Source organism: Streptomyces sp. NPDC034111 (genome assembly GCF_055575375.1).
In genome coordinates this window covers 68,221-82,391 of the sequence record NZ_JBVIST010000002.1, presented here as the reverse complement: position 1 = coordinate 82,391, position 14,171 = coordinate 68,221, and the positions used below count along the sequence as shown (strand labels likewise).

Here is a 14,171-nt window from a genome sequence, read left to right as displayed (position 1 = left end):
GGCGACGCGGGGGATCGCCCAAATCAGGCTTCGTTCGCCTGTTAGTACTGATGTCCGATCTCGCCGTCGCATTTCACCTTCTGTTACCAGAAGGAGTTAACCGGTGACCGGGCCGGGCGGGGGCTGCGCCGGCGACGCGAGCGCCCGAGCGGCCAGGGCCGGCGGCGGCGCTGGGGCGCGTACCGCTGTGTGCAGCGCGGTATCGGGGTGCACGGGAAGCGGGAAATAAGCGGTCCCCGTGGTCTGCTGACGGTGAATCAGTATTCAAGTGGCCCCGAATGCACCGTACTTGACGTATTCGTGCACGCATCCCCGCCCTGCTGTGGGGAGTTGTCGCGTAATTGCCGGCAAGATCTTCCGGCTGCTTCGCGAGCGGCGCCTACGGGACGGCGTGGCTGAAAAATTTCCTTGCCGGTTCGGCAAAAGAAGAGAGGCGGCTTTAACCCTCGCGCCATAGCGTGAAGAGACGGGCCAGAGTTCCTGAAGACTCCCCCGCAATGGAGTGAAGGGGTGATGCGCGATGACCGAGCCGGCACAGCGCGGGGCGCGGGACACGGGGAACCTCGGACGGACCACGATTGCCGACGGCGTGGTCGCGAAGATCGCTTATCTGACGGCCGGGGGCGTGGTCGGCGTGTACGCCCTGGGCAGCGGGTTCTCGCGATCCGTGGGAGAGCTGCGCAGGCGGGTCCCCGGAGGCGGGGCCGCCACACATGGCGTCAAGGTCGAGGTCGGCGAGCGACAGGCGGCCGTTGACCTGGACCTCGTCGTCGATTACGGCGAAGTCATCCCCGAGGTGGGGCGCGCGGTCCGCGAGGAGGTGATCGCCGCGATCGAGCGGATGACCGGCCTCGAAGTCGTCGAGGTGAACATCGCGGTCAGCGATGTGAAGCTCCCCGACGAGGAGGAGGAACAGGAGGAACGGGTGCGCTAGCAGGCCGGACCAGGCCAGGCCGGGCCCGTAGCGCGGCCGGTCGACGATGTGCGGCACCAGTACGGGGCGGCCGCTCAGGGCTCCGTGCCGGGGAGGTCACAGACCGCGACGCCGCGTTCGGCGACGCTGCCCATGACCAGCCGGCCCTTCGTCCGGCAGACACTGGTGACCATCCGGTACGGGGACCTGGCGGCGCGCAGATCGCAGGCCAGACCGCCGTCGGGCCGGACCGCCAGCACCCGCACCGTCGGGTGCGGCGGCGGGAGCGGGCGGATCCGCCGCGTCGCCTTCCAGACCGTGCGGCGGACGGCGAGCGGCATACCGTGCAGCACCTCCAGCGCCGGCTGGCGCGGTCCCGCCAGGGCCACCCAGAACGCTCCGTCGGGGCCGAGGGAGATGTTGTCGGGGTGGCCCGGGAGGTCCCCGGCCAGGATGTCGGTGTGGCCGGCCCGGGGGCCGGTGAGCAGGTAGCGGGTCAGACGGCGCGCACCGGTCTCGGCCACGACCAGGAACGAACCGTCCGGCGCCAGGGCCACTCCATTGGCGAACTGCAACTCCGACAACAGCACTTCGGGTTCTCCGCCCGGCCGCAGGCGCAGCAGCTGCCCGGTGGGAAGGTGCTCCAGGATGTCGCCCGGCCACTCGTCGAGGCCGTAGCGGCGGCTGGAGACGGTGAAGTAGAGGGTGCCGTCCACGGCGGCGGTGACATTGCTGCAAAAGCGCAGGGGCGCTCCGTCCACCTCGTCGGCGAGTACCCGTACGGCGCCGTCCTGCGGGGTGACGCGCAGCAGACCGCGCTGGGCATCACAGACGAGCAGCGTGCCGTCAGGAAAGGGTTGCAGGCCCAGCGGTCGGCCGCCGGTGTGTGCCACGGCCTCGGCCCGGTCGGCGGTGGCCCCGCCGACATCGGTGCCGTTTCCGGCCGTCCCCTCCCTGCCCGCCGACCGCAGACGCAGCCGCCAGATGGTGCCGTCCGCGGCGCCGGTGAGGATGCTGCCGTCGGCGTCGGCGATCACATCCTCGGGGCCGTCGATTTCGGGCGCGACGATCCGGGCTGCCGGGAGCGGACCGGCCTGGTGGCCACCGGCGCGGGCCGTCGGCCGGCGGTTCACCGGGCGCTCCGGCGCCGGGCCGCCTTGATACAGCGGGTCATCTCCTCGGCGTACGGCAGCACGACGCTGAGGCCGACACCCAGGCCGATCCCGGCCAAGTACCGTGCGGGCAGCGGGGCTTCCTTGGGCAGCAGCTTCCAGTCGTCGGCGTGACGGCCGCCGCGCAGCGCGCGGCGCACCTGGTCGTGGTGGAGCGTGCCCAGGAACGCCAGCGCCGTGAGCGGCAGCACTTCGAGGAAGCTGTGGATGTGCTGCTCCACCGGGCGGACCTCCCGCTCCTTGGTCGCCATGCTCACGTCCCACAGGGCGGTGGCGCCGTGGGCCAGCGCGGCACCCCCCATCACCGACAGCACCAGCGGATTGATCCGGGCCAGCAGCCCCAGCACGACCGGCACCCCCGCCTGCGTCATCATCAGCGCATGCACCGCCGACTCCCGTACCCCGGTGGTGTCCTCGATACGGGTACGCCGGTGCATGACCCAGTCCGCCACCGCCGGTACGAACCACAGCGGCAGCACGCCGTACATCAGGAAGCGGCGGTTGGCGCTCTCCACATCCATCGCGGCGGGCGGCACGGAGAGTTCGGGGGGCCGGCGCCAATTCCGCCAGGCGCGGGAAACCGGACTACGGTGCAGATTCATCGTTCGCCTCCACGATCGCTATCGTCGCCGTTCCGGGCTTTCCGCAGCCGTATTTCCGGCTGTCACTGTGTCATGTCTCCTCCTCCATGCGGATTGCCTTCCTGAGATCTTCGGCGGCCTCACCGCCCTTGCCCTCGCGCTCTTCCAGCAAGGCGGCCGCCAGGGCGTCGAGCTTGCGCTGAATGGCGTGTTCCGCGCGCAGCTCGGAGTTCTTGAGCAGGGCGAGGAGAACCAGGGTCACCGCCGTCATGAGGTCGCCGGCCAGCAGCTGCCATTCAAGTGAGAGATGGGCGAAGTGCACGGCGAGGAAAAGGGCGATCAGGGCGATGCAGACGATGAAGAAGGCGGGGGAGCTGGTGAAGTGGGACGACTTCTGGGCCAGCTGGGCAAACCGGCCCCGCTGGTCGCCGCCCCGGCTAGCGGGATGGCGGAGCGCCATGGCGTCCCCTGCCCTTCGCTTCCGCGCCCTTCCGCTGACGCGTGCCCTCGCCCCTGAGCTCGTGGGGGGTGCGCCGTTGGTCCGAACGGGCGAGTTCATCGGGCTCACGGCGCTCCACGAGATCGCCGACCGGCCCGTCCTCCGGCAGCCGGGGCTGCTCCTCAGGCCTGGGCGGGGCGGGTTCGCGGGCCCTGATGCGGCGTCCCCAGACGAAGGCGGCGATCAGCACGGCGACGATCACGATCCCGACGACAGTGAGCAGGGCGCCGCTCGTCCCATGGGGAACCGCCAGTTGTCCGGGCAGAGTACGGGTCGATGCGGCCAAAGACGTCGATGCAGCCATATACAGAGTCTCCATCCCCGCCGGTTACCCGACGAGGCGAGGACTACGCGGAGAGGTCCTCGATGAGCTCCTCGCGGTTCATCGCCGAGCGGCCGCGGATATCGGCCTCGGTGGCCAGCTCATAGAGCTCCGCCTTGCTGTAGCCGTCGAGTTCGGAGCGTGCGGGCGCGCGTTTGGCGCGGCCTTTCCGCTTTCCCTTCGCCGTTTCGAGGCTGGCGTTGAGGGCGTCCATCAGATTGATGACATTGGTGGATTCGGGTGCCGGTTCGGCCTTCTCGACCGTCTCACCTTTGCGTTTGGCCTCGATGAGCTTGCGCACGTTTTCCTGATAGGTGTCGTGGTAGTCCTCGGGGTCCCATTCGGTGGACAGCGCCTCGATCAGCTGGCTCGCGGTCCGGAGTTCGCGGTCGGTGAGCTTCGGCTTGCCGGGCAGATCTCCTCCAAAGCCCAGCGGTCTGTTTACGAAGCGTCTTGCCGCCGTTGAATACGGACAGTGATGATAGAGGCGAGAGTGCTGCTGGCCGGAGAAGGCGGGCGCGAGCGGGTGCTACTGCCTCTCGATCATTCGGCGGGCTGCGGTGAGTGCACCGTCGGTGCGCACCCGCCCTGCCAGAGTGTGTGCGGTCTCGACCACCTGGGGGGCGAGGGCTCGGCCCAGCGCTGCGGTGAGGGAGTCGGCCGTCGGGTCGCTGACCGCGTGGGCGCTGCCGATTCCGAGCTGGTCGACGCGGCGGGCGAAGTAGAACTGATCGAACATCTGCGGGACGATCACCTGGGGCGCCCCGGCTGCGGCGGCCGTCGTGGTCGTGCCCGCCCCACCATGGTGCACGACTGCGGCGACCCGCTGGAACAGCGCTTGTTGGTTCACGTCTCCGATTGCCAGGCAGTCGGGCGCGGCTTCGTCGAGAGACAGCTCGGCCCAACCGCGGGCGAGGATCGCGCGGCGGCCGAGTGCGCGGGCGGCTGCGATCATCCTCCGGGCGATGCCTTCGGGGGCGCGTACGCTGCCGAATCCGAAGTAGATCGGTGGCTCGCCAGCGTCGAGGAACTGTTCCAGCTCGGGCGAAAGCGGCCGGTGATCCGTCAGCGTCCACGCCCCGGTCTGGAACACGTTCAGCTCCGATGGCTCGGGCCACGGTGCCAGGGTCGGATCGGCGGCCAGCCACGGGGTGTCGGTGAAGATATGACGGCTTACATCGCTCACCGGGGCGAGCCCGGCAGCCTCTCGCTGTGCGTTGATTGCCGCGCTCCACATGACATTCCAGCGCTGTGCGTCCTGGGCCCACAGGGTCTGGTTGTCGACGGGGCTGTCCGTCGGCTTTTCTCCCAGCAATCCGAACACGGGCGGCGCGTGGTGCGGCGAGGGCAACGTGATCGGTGCGAACGCGGCGTACACGTAGCCGATACCTCGCTGCTCGGCCACCGAGTGGGCGGCGATCGCCAGAGCACCGCCTCCCACGATCATCCCGCATCCCTCGGCGGCCGAACCCACCGCCGCGAACTGATCCGCAACCGTGCCCTCGATCATCTGTCGCCGCTGCTCGGGTGTGGGCACTGCCCCTGCCGGCCGCTTGGCTGTGGCGTGCAATTCCGGGCCGACCGGGACGTAGGCGATCCCCAGCGACTTGGCCCACTCCTGGAAATCAGGAGGTGCGCACACCACGGCCTCCTGTCCCAATTCCTTGAGCTGCACGGCCAGAGCGATCACCGGCTGGACCTCTCCGCGCGATCCGATAGTGGACAACAGCACCCGCATGTTCACTCCCATACTCTTGCCGCGCCTCGTGACGCGGAGGGCCATCTTCGCCCGATATGGGGGGCTTGCGGCAAGATCCCCCATGCGATATACCGTTAAACGGGAGATAGATTGGGCGACTTGCCCGCCTCGGGTCCCGAACGGCGATGCCGAGTGCAGCGAGCGGTCCCATCCGCCCCCGGCGGCATGACAGGCTGCGCTCCGCCCTGCCGCCGCTGGCCGACCAGGCAGCCCCAGACGTTCATCGACAATGGTGGTCTGCCAGCACGCAGCGGGCTCCTTCAGGAGTGCCCTCTCATACATGGATGCGTGAGTTCGGGGTCTCGTACTGGTGAGGTCTCCTACTCCACTGTCGCCAGTTCGTCATGGGTGTCCAGCCGGACTCCGCCCGCTTCCTCGGTGGTGGTGTGGAGAGTTGGGTTGTAGGCAGGCGGGGGTATGTGGAGTTGGTCGGTGGTGTAGTCGCCGAAGCGGAGCACGTTCTCGCGGCGGTAACCGATGCCTCGCGGTCCCACGCAGAACCGCCCGTGCCGGTTCCACCGGGCGCATATGCTCGTCCACGATCACCGGATGACGATCCGGCAGGGCACGGAAGTCCAGGCGCCGCAAGGCTTCTTCACCCGCCTGCCCACACAGCTCAGGCCGTTCCTAGGGTGTGCAGCGCGAGGATGTCGTCCTCGGCCTTGACCACGACCAGGTAGGCACGGTTGCGCATCACGAAGGTGGCGATACCGGCCTTGCCGGACCGGTCGAGCGCCTTGTGCAGCAGGGCGTACACCTTGCCGTACTCCTTGCCCTTCGGCCCGAGGTAGTAGGTCCGGTCGGAAGACCGGTGCGACCTCGGCCAGGTCGACGAAGCCGCTGATCTCCAGGGCCCTGGACCGGCCCGGTGCGATGTCGTCCAGTTCCTCCGGCTCGACCAGCACATACTCCTCGCCCGCGTCCAGGCCCTTGACGATGTCCTCGGCCGCGACCTCGTCGCCGGTGCGTTCATTGACCCGCTGGTTGCGGATCCGGTCGGCGGTGCCGCGCTGGCATCTGGTGGAAGTGGAGGGTGTGGCTGTCCGCGCCGGGTACATCCGTACCGGCAGCGTGACCAGGCCGAACGTCAGAGATCCGGTCCGGACCGGGCGTGCCATGGGACGCACCTCCCCCTGCCGGACGTGCCAGGTCGTACCTGCTCCGTAACCCCTCCATGGCACGTCCGATCGCCGGTGATCGCATCCCAGCGGCACGCTCCCGCCCAGGTGGCGCTCTACGGCGTCCCCGGCCCGCCGCGTGGTACCCGGGCCACCTCGGGCGAGGCGGTGTCCAGCGGCACCGACCAGGAGCGGACCAGGCCCAGCTGGACGCCCTGGCGGGGGAGTGCGGCGTCCAGGAGCCAGTCGGCGGCGACCCGGATGCGGTTCCCGGGCATGGCCAGCAGGTGGTAGCCGCGGGTGAGGGCGCCGGCGAGCGGTCCGGAGAGCGGGATGTGGAGGGGGTTGGCGGCGGCCTGGGCCCCGCCGAGGTCGACCATGAAGCCGAGGTCGTGGTGCTCATAGGCGCGCGGGGCGCCCCGGCCGCAGGAGGCCGCCACATTGCGCGCCGCGACCTTGCCCTGCCGCTGGGCGTGCTGCGCGGTCATCGGCGTCACCTCGCCGGGGCGGGTCAGATCCGGTACGGCCGCGGCATCACCGCAGGCGAACACCTCGGGCCGGCCGGGCACCCCCAGGTACTCGTCGACGCACAGCCGCCCCCGGTCGGTGGGCAGCCCCATTGACGCGACCAGCGGATCGGGACGTACCCCCACGCACCAGATCAGCGAGCGGCTGCCGACGAACTCGCCGTCGTCGAGCAGTACCCCGTCCGAGGTCGCTTCCTTGACGGAGGTCCCGGTGCGCACATCGACCCCGCGGGCGCGCAGCACCCGCTCGGCGGTGCGCGACAGCCGCTGGTCGAGCTCGGGCAGCAGCCGGTCGGCGATGTCCAGCAGCAGCCAGCGGGGGCGTGGGCCGTCCCGCAGTCCGGCGTTCTGCCGGGCCAGGGCATCGGTGAACAGCGTGCCCTGGGCGGCGACTTCGGTGCCGGTGTAGCCGGCGCCGACGACCACGAAGGTGGTGCGGGCGGACCGTTCGGCAGCGTCGTCGGTGGCGCCGGCGAGTTCGACCTGGCGGACCATGTGGTCGCGCAGGTAGAGCGCTTCGGGCATCCCGCGGAAGCCATGGGCGTGCTCGGCGACGCCCGGCACGGGCAGCAGCTTGTTGACGCTGCCGACGGTGAGCACCAGCCGGTCGTACGCCAGCGAGCCCTCGCGGTCCTCGGGGTCGGTGTACGCCACCCGACGGGCATCGAGGTCGATGTCATGGGCCTGTCCGAGGACGAGCCGGACGCCCGGCAGCGTCCCGGTGAGGGATACCGAGACCCGGCGGGGTTCGAGGATTCCGGCCGCCACCTGCGGCAGCAGCGGAACGTACAGGAAGTAGTCGTGCGGGTTGATCAGTACGATCTCGGCGGCTCCCCGGGCCTGCCGGGAGAGCGCGCGGGCACAGGTGTAGCCGGCGAAGCCGGCTCCGACGATCACGATCCGAGGGCGACGCAGTGTCACGTGGCCTCCTGCGGTCGAGGGCGAATCCATCTGACGGCGGTCGGTCCTTGACGGTGCTCAGGTCTTTGACGGGGCCGGGGCCGGGCGGCGCGTTGCCGGTACGGCCGAGTACGGGCCTCCTGCGCGGTACTCCTCGTACTCCGCCAGCCTCGCTCCCGCGGCTGTCGCGTGCCCCCTGGTGGGCTTGTTACTCGCCCCACCGGGCATGCGAAGGCCGCGGCACCGGCCGGCAGGGCCGCACATGCGGGGCCGGCCGCCGCGCGCCACAGTGAGAGAGGCGACCCTCCTCAGGAAGGCAGGCGGGTGAGGTGAGCAGCAAGAACGGACTGGCGGCCTACCGCGCCAAACGACACTTCGACCGGACCCGTGAGCCGGAGGGCGCGCAGCCCTCCCCGGAGGACACGCCCTGCTTCGTCGTGCAGATCCATGACGCCAGCACCCTGCACTTCGACTTCCGGCTGGAGGTCGACGGCGTACTGAAGTCCTGGTCCGTGCCCAAGGGACCCTCCACCGACCCGCACGACAAGCGGCTGGCGATGCCCACCGAGGACCATCCGCTGGAGTACCGGGACTTCGAAGGCGTCATCCCGGAGGGGGAGTACGGCGGGGGCACCGTCATCGTCTGGGAAGAGGGCGGCTACCGCCCGCTGCCCCGCAAGAAGAAGGGCCGCACCCGCTCCTTCAGCGAGTCGCTGGCGGACGGTCACGCCTCGTTCTGGCTCGACGGCCACAAGCTGCGCGGCGGCTATGCGCTCACCCGGTTCCGTACCGGCGAAGGCTCCGGCGAACGGGAGGCCTGGCTGCTGGTGAAGGAGAACGACGAGCGGGCCGGGCAGGGCGGCACGCCCGATCCCCGGCGGGCCCGCTCGGTACGCAGCGGGCGGACCCTGAAGCAGGTGGCCGCCGACGCGGTCACGGGGCGGGATGACGGCCGATGAGCCAGGCCCGCGCGCTCTTGGCCGGGCTGCCGGCCGCGCAGCGGAAGCTGCTGGCCGACGCCCCGGCGGGGGACGACTACGCGGTGTGTCCGATGCTCGCCGTACTCAGCGACCGGCGGGAGTTCACCGCCGACTGGATATTCGAACGCAAGCTCGATGGTGTCCGGGCGCTGGGGGTCCGCGCGCACCGTCGCACCCGGCTGCTGTCCCGCACCGGCCGGGCGATCCACCACAGCTACCCCGAGATCACCGAGGCGCTGGCCCGCCAGCGCTGCCCGGACTTCACCGTCGACGGTGAGATCGTCGCCTTCGCCCGCGGCCGTACCGACTTCGCCCGCCTCCAGCAGCGGATGCAGCTCGCCGACCCGGAACAGGCCCGCGCCAGCGGCGTCGCGGTCACCTTCTACCTCTTCGACCTGCTGCGGCTCGACGGCCGCGACCTGACGCGGCTGCCGCTGCGCACCCGCAAGTCCCTGCTGCGCCGGGCCCTCGATTTCGAACGCCCGCTGCGGTTCACCCCGCACCGCAACCGCGGTGGCCGGCGGGAGCTGGACCAGGCCTGCGCCCGCGGCTGGGAGGGTCTGATCGCCAAGCGGGCCGACGGCCGCTATCTGCCCCGCCGTTCCTCGGACTGGCTCAAGCTCAAATGCGCCCAGGGCCAGGAGTTCGTCATCGGCGGCTGCACCGAACCGGCGGGGAGCCGGGTCGGGCTGGGCGCCCTGCTGCTCGGCTACTACGAGGGTGGCAGGCTGCGCTACGCGGGCAAGGTGGGCACCGGCTTCGACCGGGACACGCTGCGCCGTCTGCGCCGGCTCCTCGATGAACGCAGCACCGGCCGCTCGCCCTTCGACGGCCCGGTCCGCGAGCGCGGCGCCCGCTGGGCCCGTCCCGAACTCGTCGCCCAGATCGACTTCACCGAGTGGACCCGGGACGGCATGCTGCGCCATCCGCGCTTCGTCGGCCTGCGCGATGACAAGCGGGCCGAAGAGGTGGTCAGGGAGCGGCCGGCCTCCGGCTGAATTTCGACGCCCCTGACCGGCATTTCCGCGTCACCGTCGTCGAGGACTCCTGCGCCCCTATTCATCGGGACCTCGCGAAGACCGCGCTGCGCATGTGGGAGCGCACTATGCAGGCCCGCTTTTTCGCACCGCCGACGACAAATTTAATTTTCTGACGGCTTACGAGCTGACGCGCTTACGGCATACCGCATACGGGACGCATACGGGAATTGGGCCGCCGGCCCCCTCAACCCTCCGACTCCCCGTCCCCCGCGTTGTCGCGGGTAATGTGCACGGCCGCCTCCTCCGCCGATGCCGCGCCGCCGTCGATGCCGACGTCCCGGGCGGAGATGTCATTGCTGCCTCCGCGCCAGAACCCCTCGTCGGAGCCCACGAGCCGGCCGGCCCGCTCATCGCCGCACTGGGAGTCCATCGGCTCGCCCACCCCGCCCGGCAGATCGCCGATGTCGTCGCCGTCGGGCGCGCTGACGTCCGGTACCTCCACGGACAGCCGGTGGTCGAGGGTTTCGCGGTCGTGCAGCTCCCGTGCCGTGGTCCCCTCGTGATTCACCACGAACGGCCGCTCCGGCGGCGAGTACCCGGTGTTCAGCGTCTCGTCGAGGTCGGGCTCGTCAAGGGCGTCCTCCATGTCCAGGTCGTTGGGGTTGTCCTGGGGATCGGTTCTGGGCGGCTGATAGACCTCGTCGCCCATCGCGTCGTCGGACACAATCACCCACCCTCTTCCCATCCGCTTCCCACCGCGGGCCGCGGCGGGTGCCGTTACCTCTGATTGTCCGCCTCCTGGCGCCGAGCGGCACCGTCAGGCCGGGCGCAGGGCGCTGACCTCAGGCGCGCCGGTGTTCGGTATGGATTCCGACGGCCTCGGCGATGCTCTGGACGTTGCCGAAACGCTCATGGGCGGGCAGCCGCTCGGCCATGCCGACCAGCCGGTCCGGGGCATTGTTGCGCCGCAGGGTCTCGATGATCGTGTTCTTGTCGGCCGGGTAGATGCTCCGGCCGAGGTGCTGGGCGAGCTCGGAGCGCAGCCCGACATCCTGTTCGGTCATACCGCTCGGCGTACCGCCCCGGAAGGTGCTGTCGGGGGACCAGGCGGCCACCGGCTGGTCCTCACCCGCCGGCTGGAGTTCATGCACCTCGTCCGTGCGCAGTGAGCGCTCCGCGGTCAGTTCGGCGCGCAGTTGCCGCTTCATCACGTCGTCCCGGGCGGGGCCGGTCTTGTCGGTTCCGTGTTCCATGACCATGGGTGCCTCCGGCTCTACGTGTCGTACAGACCCGACGCGTCTCTCCCAGTTTCCCTGGTCCCTCCGCCCTAACAACCTGACGGCGGTCGTTTCAAGCCCGGGCACGGAAATCGCCGGGATGTACACGGAAGGTGACCGGGCCGGAAGCAGGGCATATGCCCGTCATGCTTACGCCTTTCGGGAACGGGAATTCGTATGAGAGCCAACTGCATCATCCCGAAGGCAGCCCACCGCATGCCGGGAGAATCCGAGCAATCCGAGGAGGCAGCGCCATGCGACTCTCGCTCCTTCGACCGGTCATCGATCGGCCAGGCCCCTGGGCATCCGTCTATGCCGATATTTCGCACGGTACCGAGGACGCGGAGAAACAAGAAGAGTTGACGGCCAGCGCCATCAGTGCGCAGCTGTTCGCGCAGGGCGCGGACGAGGCCACCTGTGGCGCCGTGCACGAGGCGCTGCTCGCCCGGCGCGAGGGCGAACCCACGGCGTACGGCGGACATGTGCTCTTCGCCGCCCACGGCGTCGTCGTGCTCGACGCCCCGCTCCCCGGGCCCCCTGCCGTCCCGTTCGCCGCCTGGGGGCCGGTGCCCCGGGTCACCCCCTTGCTGGCCGCGGTCGGCGACGACCCGGTCTGCCTCGTGGTCCGCCTGGACCGGAAGGGCGCGGACTTCACCCTCCTCGGTGGTGAACGGGCCACCGAGGACGCCGGCCAGGTCAGCGGCGCCGACTGGCCGATCCACCGGACCGCCTCGGCCGACTGGTCCGAACGGCATTTCCAGGCCAAGGTGGAGAACACCTGGGAGCGCAACGCCGAGGAGATCGCCGACGCGGTGCGCGAGGCCTATGACAGCTGCGGCGCCGAGGCCATCGTCCTGATCGGCGATGTCCGTGAACGCCACCTGGTGCACGAGAAGCTGCCCGAGCAGCTGCGCGCCGTCACGTACGAGAGCGAGCACGGCGGCCGCGCACCCGGTGCCGAGACCGACCTGGTCGAGCGGGACATCGCCCAGGTCAGGGCCGTACAGGAACGCGAACACGTCACCGAGGTGGCGGACCGTTTCCGGGCCGGCTCCGGTCCCGGTGGCAAGAGCGCCCCGCACGCCGCGGCCGGCATCCCGGCCCTGATCGAGGCGGCGCGGGAACACCGTATCGACACCCTGCTGGTCAGCACGCACGGCCCGGACACCGCACGCCAGGTCTGGGTGGGCGATGACGCCGACCAACTCGCCGTCCGCGGCACCGAGTTGCAGTACCTGGGCGAGGAGCATCCGGCCGCCGCCCGGGCCGATGACGCACTGGTGCGCTCCGCCGCCGCCAGCGGTGCCGAGGTCGTGGTCGTCCGCGACCCCGAGCAGGCACCGGCCGGCGGACTGGGCGCCATTCTGCGCTGGACCGAGGAGGAGAACCCCAAGTGAGGTACCGCACCGCCGGACCGCAGTCCCCGCGGCAGTAAGGGAGGCCCGTCATGTTGAAGGCGATCGCAGATGTGCTGAGGTCGATCGGCGGCGCCCTCGCCACCGTCGTCACCCTGCCGTTCCGGGCCGTGGCCCGGCTCTTCGGCGGTGCCTCGGACACCGCACACGGACGTCACTGAGCACGGACCCGGACGGGGCCGCCCGCCGGCCGGTGCATCCGGTCGGCGGGCGGCCCCGTCGTACGTGGTCCCCGGCTCAGTCGCGCGCTTCGGCCGCCACCGGCTTGGGGATCAGGAAGGAGGTGGCGATGGCCGCGGCCAGGATGACCACGCCCGCGATCATGCCGGCGGTGTAGCCGCCGGACGACGCCGGATCCGCCGGGGTGGCGGCGGTCTTCACCGCGTACAGGACCGCAAAGCTCAGCCCCGCACCGAGGTTGAACGCGCCGGCGTTCAGGCCCGGCAGGAAGCCCGGGTTCTCGCTGGGGGAGAGCACGATGCCGAGCCCGTTGAGCACGATGTTCGCCACCCCCGCGTAGGCGATGCCCACCAGGATGGAGGTCGCCAGCAGCAGGATCTGCGAGTGGCTGTGCATCGTCAGCAGCATCAGCACGACCGTGGCCACCGAGCCGGCCAGGCCCAGCCGCAGGATCCGCCCGTAGCCGAAGGTGGCGGCCAGCCGGCCCGCCAGCGGGCCCATGGCCAGCCCGGCGAGCGCGTACGGGGACAGCGTCCACCACGCGGACTGCTCGGCGCTCATCCCCAGACCGGCCTGGGCGTCCTGGGCGAAGGCCGGGATCAGCCCGTTCATCACGGCGAACACACCGGTCATGGTGAGCACGGTGGTCAGCAGCGTGGCCCAGGTGGCGCGCTGCTTGAGGTGCCGCGTCGCGACCAGCGGGTGCCCGCTGCGGTTCTCGGTGCGCCAGAACAGCGCGAAGGCGGCCGCGGCCACCACGGCGAGACCGGCGACCAGCGGCCAGTTGGCGGCGGCGAGCTTGCCCGCCTCGTTGAGCGCGGTCAGCAGCGAGCCGACGGAGAGCACGAGCAGGGCGACGCCCGGCCAGTCCATCCGGCGGGCGCCCGGCATCCCCGAGGCGGGGTCCAGAACCGGTGCCCTGGACTCGGGGGTCAGGGCGGCGACCAGGACGGCGGCGAGGGCCGCGACGACGGCCATCGCCCAGAAGACCGAACCGAAGCCGTGCCGGTCGGCGAGGTAGCCCCCGGCGAGCGAGTCGACACCGGCGATACCGCCGTTGACCGCGGTGATCACGCCGAGCAGGGTGCCGTACCGCTTGGGCTCCCGCACCTCCACCCGCAGCATGATCAGACACAGCGGGACGACCGGACCGCAGATGCCCTGGATGACACGGCCGGCGAAGAGCATCGGCACGCTGGTCGCCAGCGCGGCGACCACACAGCCGACGACCATCAGGCCGAGCATCCCGGCCAGCACCTTGCGGCGCCCGATGACATCGCCCAGCCGCGGCAGGAACAGGGAGAACAGGGCTGCCGAGGTGAAGAACGCGGTCTGGGTGAGGCCGATCTCGGCGGAGGTGGCGCCGAGGCTGTCCTCGATGTTCTTCAGCGCGGGGCTGAGCATGCTGGCGTTGAGCTGGAAGGCGAAGCACGCCGCGAGCAGCGCGGTGAGCAGGACACCTATCCGGACGCCGGGGGCGCCGCCGGACACCTCGGCAGGGCGCTGGGTGGTGGTACGCATATCCGTGGAGAGGTCGGTGGAGGTTTC

Annotated in this window: 16 protein-coding genes and 1 pseudogene; 5 read left to right on the top strand and 12 right to left on the bottom strand. The window is 70.6% G+C overall.

The window, feature by feature from the left end:
• Positions 1–520 precede the first annotated feature (520 nt).
• The gene (locus ACZ55A_RS06120) at positions 521–934 is read left to right on the top strand and encodes an Asp23/Gls24 family envelope stress response protein (RefSeq protein WP_468834978.1); all 414 of its coding nucleotides are present in this window, start codon (positions 521–523) and stop codon (positions 932–934) included.
• 74 nt (positions 935–1,008) lie between these two features.
• On the opposite strand, the gene ACZ55A_RS06115 is transcribed toward ACZ55A_RS06120, so the two are convergent.
• The 9 genes and pseudogenes from ACZ55A_RS06115 to ACZ55A_RS06075 form a co-directional block, all read right to left on the bottom strand.
• Positions 1,009–1,983, bottom strand: a complete 975-nt coding sequence (locus tag ACZ55A_RS06115; protein WP_468836573.1) for an SMP-30/gluconolactonase/LRE family protein — start codon at positions 1,981–1,983, stop codon at positions 1,009–1,011.
• Positions 1,984–2,042: 59 nt separating this feature from the next.
• Positions 2,043–2,687: a diguanylate cyclase gene (locus ACZ55A_RS06110; RefSeq protein ID WP_468834975.1), complete on the bottom strand. Its 645-nt coding sequence runs from the start codon at positions 2,685–2,687 to the stop codon at positions 2,043–2,045.
• A 70-nt stretch (positions 2,688–2,757) separates the two neighbouring features.
• The gene (locus ACZ55A_RS06105) at positions 2,758–3,126 is read right to left on the bottom strand and encodes a low affinity iron permease family protein (protein ID WP_468834972.1); all 369 of its coding nucleotides are present in this window, start codon (positions 3,124–3,126) and stop codon (positions 2,758–2,760) included.
• Positions 3,104–3,469: a DUF6479 family protein gene (locus ACZ55A_RS06100; RefSeq protein WP_468834969.1), complete on the bottom strand. Its 366-nt coding sequence runs from the start codon at positions 3,467–3,469 to the stop codon at positions 3,104–3,106. Before ACZ55A_RS06100 ends, ACZ55A_RS06105 begins: the two co-directional genes overlap by 23 nt.
• Before the next feature lie 43 nt (positions 3,470–3,512).
• Positions 3,513–3,788: a hypothetical protein gene (locus ACZ55A_RS06095; protein WP_468834966.1), complete on the bottom strand. Its 276-nt coding sequence runs from the start codon at positions 3,786–3,788 to the stop codon at positions 3,513–3,515.
• 228 nt (positions 3,789–4,016) lie between these two features.
• The gene (locus ACZ55A_RS06090) at positions 4,017–5,225 is read right to left on the bottom strand and encodes a glycosyltransferase (protein ID WP_468836571.1); all 1,209 of its coding nucleotides are present in this window, start codon (positions 5,223–5,225) and stop codon (positions 4,017–4,019) included.
• 341 nt (positions 5,226–5,566) lie between these two features.
• Positions 5,567–5,740, bottom strand: a complete 174-nt coding sequence (locus ACZ55A_RS06085) for a hypothetical protein (RefSeq protein ID WP_468834963.1) — start codon at positions 5,738–5,740, stop codon at positions 5,567–5,569.
• Between the two features lie 122 nt (positions 5,741–5,862).
• Positions 5,863–6,304 (bottom strand): annotated as a pseudogene (locus ACZ55A_RS06080) (Ku protein).
• A 176-nt stretch (positions 6,305–6,480) separates the two neighbouring features.
• Positions 6,481–7,806, bottom strand: coding sequence for an NAD(P)/FAD-dependent oxidoreductase (locus tag ACZ55A_RS06075; RefSeq protein WP_468836569.1), 1,326 nt, complete (start codon positions 7,804–7,806; stop codon positions 6,481–6,483).
• A gap of 314 nt (positions 7,807–8,120) precedes the next feature.
• Between ACZ55A_RS06075 and ACZ55A_RS06070 the strand changes: the two genes are divergently transcribed.
• Together ACZ55A_RS06070 and ligD are read left to right on the top strand one after the other, a co-directional pair.
• Positions 8,121–8,750: a DNA polymerase ligase N-terminal domain-containing protein gene (locus tag ACZ55A_RS06070; protein WP_468834960.1), complete on the top strand. Its 630-nt coding sequence runs from the start codon at positions 8,121–8,123 to the stop codon at positions 8,748–8,750.
• Positions 8,747–9,769 (top strand): non-homologous end-joining DNA ligase, encoded by a 1,023-nt coding sequence (gene ligD / locus ACZ55A_RS06065; RefSeq protein WP_468834956.1) that lies wholly within the window; start codon positions 8,747–8,749, stop codon positions 9,767–9,769. Before ACZ55A_RS06070 ends, ligD begins: the two co-directional genes overlap by 4 nt.
• A 226-nt stretch (positions 9,770–9,995) precedes the next feature.
• Here ligD and ACZ55A_RS06060 read toward each other — a convergent pair whose 3' ends face one another.
• Together ACZ55A_RS06060 and ACZ55A_RS06055 are read right to left on the bottom strand one after the other, a co-directional pair.
• Positions 9,996–10,475, bottom strand: coding sequence for a DUF5709 domain-containing protein (locus ACZ55A_RS06060; protein WP_468834949.1), 480 nt, complete (start codon positions 10,473–10,475; stop codon positions 9,996–9,998).
• A gap of 118 nt (positions 10,476–10,593) precedes the next feature.
• On the bottom strand, positions 10,594–11,004 hold the full coding sequence (locus ACZ55A_RS06055; protein WP_468834946.1) for a DUF2795 domain-containing protein: 411 nt from the start codon (positions 11,002–11,004) through the stop codon (positions 10,594–10,596).
• Positions 11,005–11,282: 278 nt separating this feature from the next.
• Here ACZ55A_RS06055 and ACZ55A_RS06050 point away from each other — a divergent pair, with 278 nt between their 5' ends.
• Both ACZ55A_RS06050 and ACZ55A_RS06045 read left to right on the top strand, forming a co-directional pair.
• The gene (locus ACZ55A_RS06050) at positions 11,283–12,425 is read left to right on the top strand and encodes a baeRF2 domain-containing protein (protein ID WP_468834942.1); all 1,143 of its coding nucleotides are present in this window, start codon (positions 11,283–11,285) and stop codon (positions 12,423–12,425) included.
• Between the two features lie 50 nt (positions 12,426–12,475).
• Entirely contained in the window at positions 12,476–12,604 is a 129-nt protein-coding gene (locus ACZ55A_RS06045) for an LPFR motif small protein (RefSeq protein ID WP_468834936.1), read from the top strand.
• 76 nt (positions 12,605–12,680) lie between these two features.
• On the opposite strand, the gene uriT is transcribed toward ACZ55A_RS06045, so the two are convergent.
• Positions 12,681–14,144, bottom strand: a complete 1,464-nt coding sequence (gene uriT / locus ACZ55A_RS06040) for a uridine transporter UriT (protein WP_468836567.1) — start codon at positions 14,142–14,144, stop codon at positions 12,681–12,683.
• Positions 14,145–14,171 lie beyond the last annotated feature (27 nt).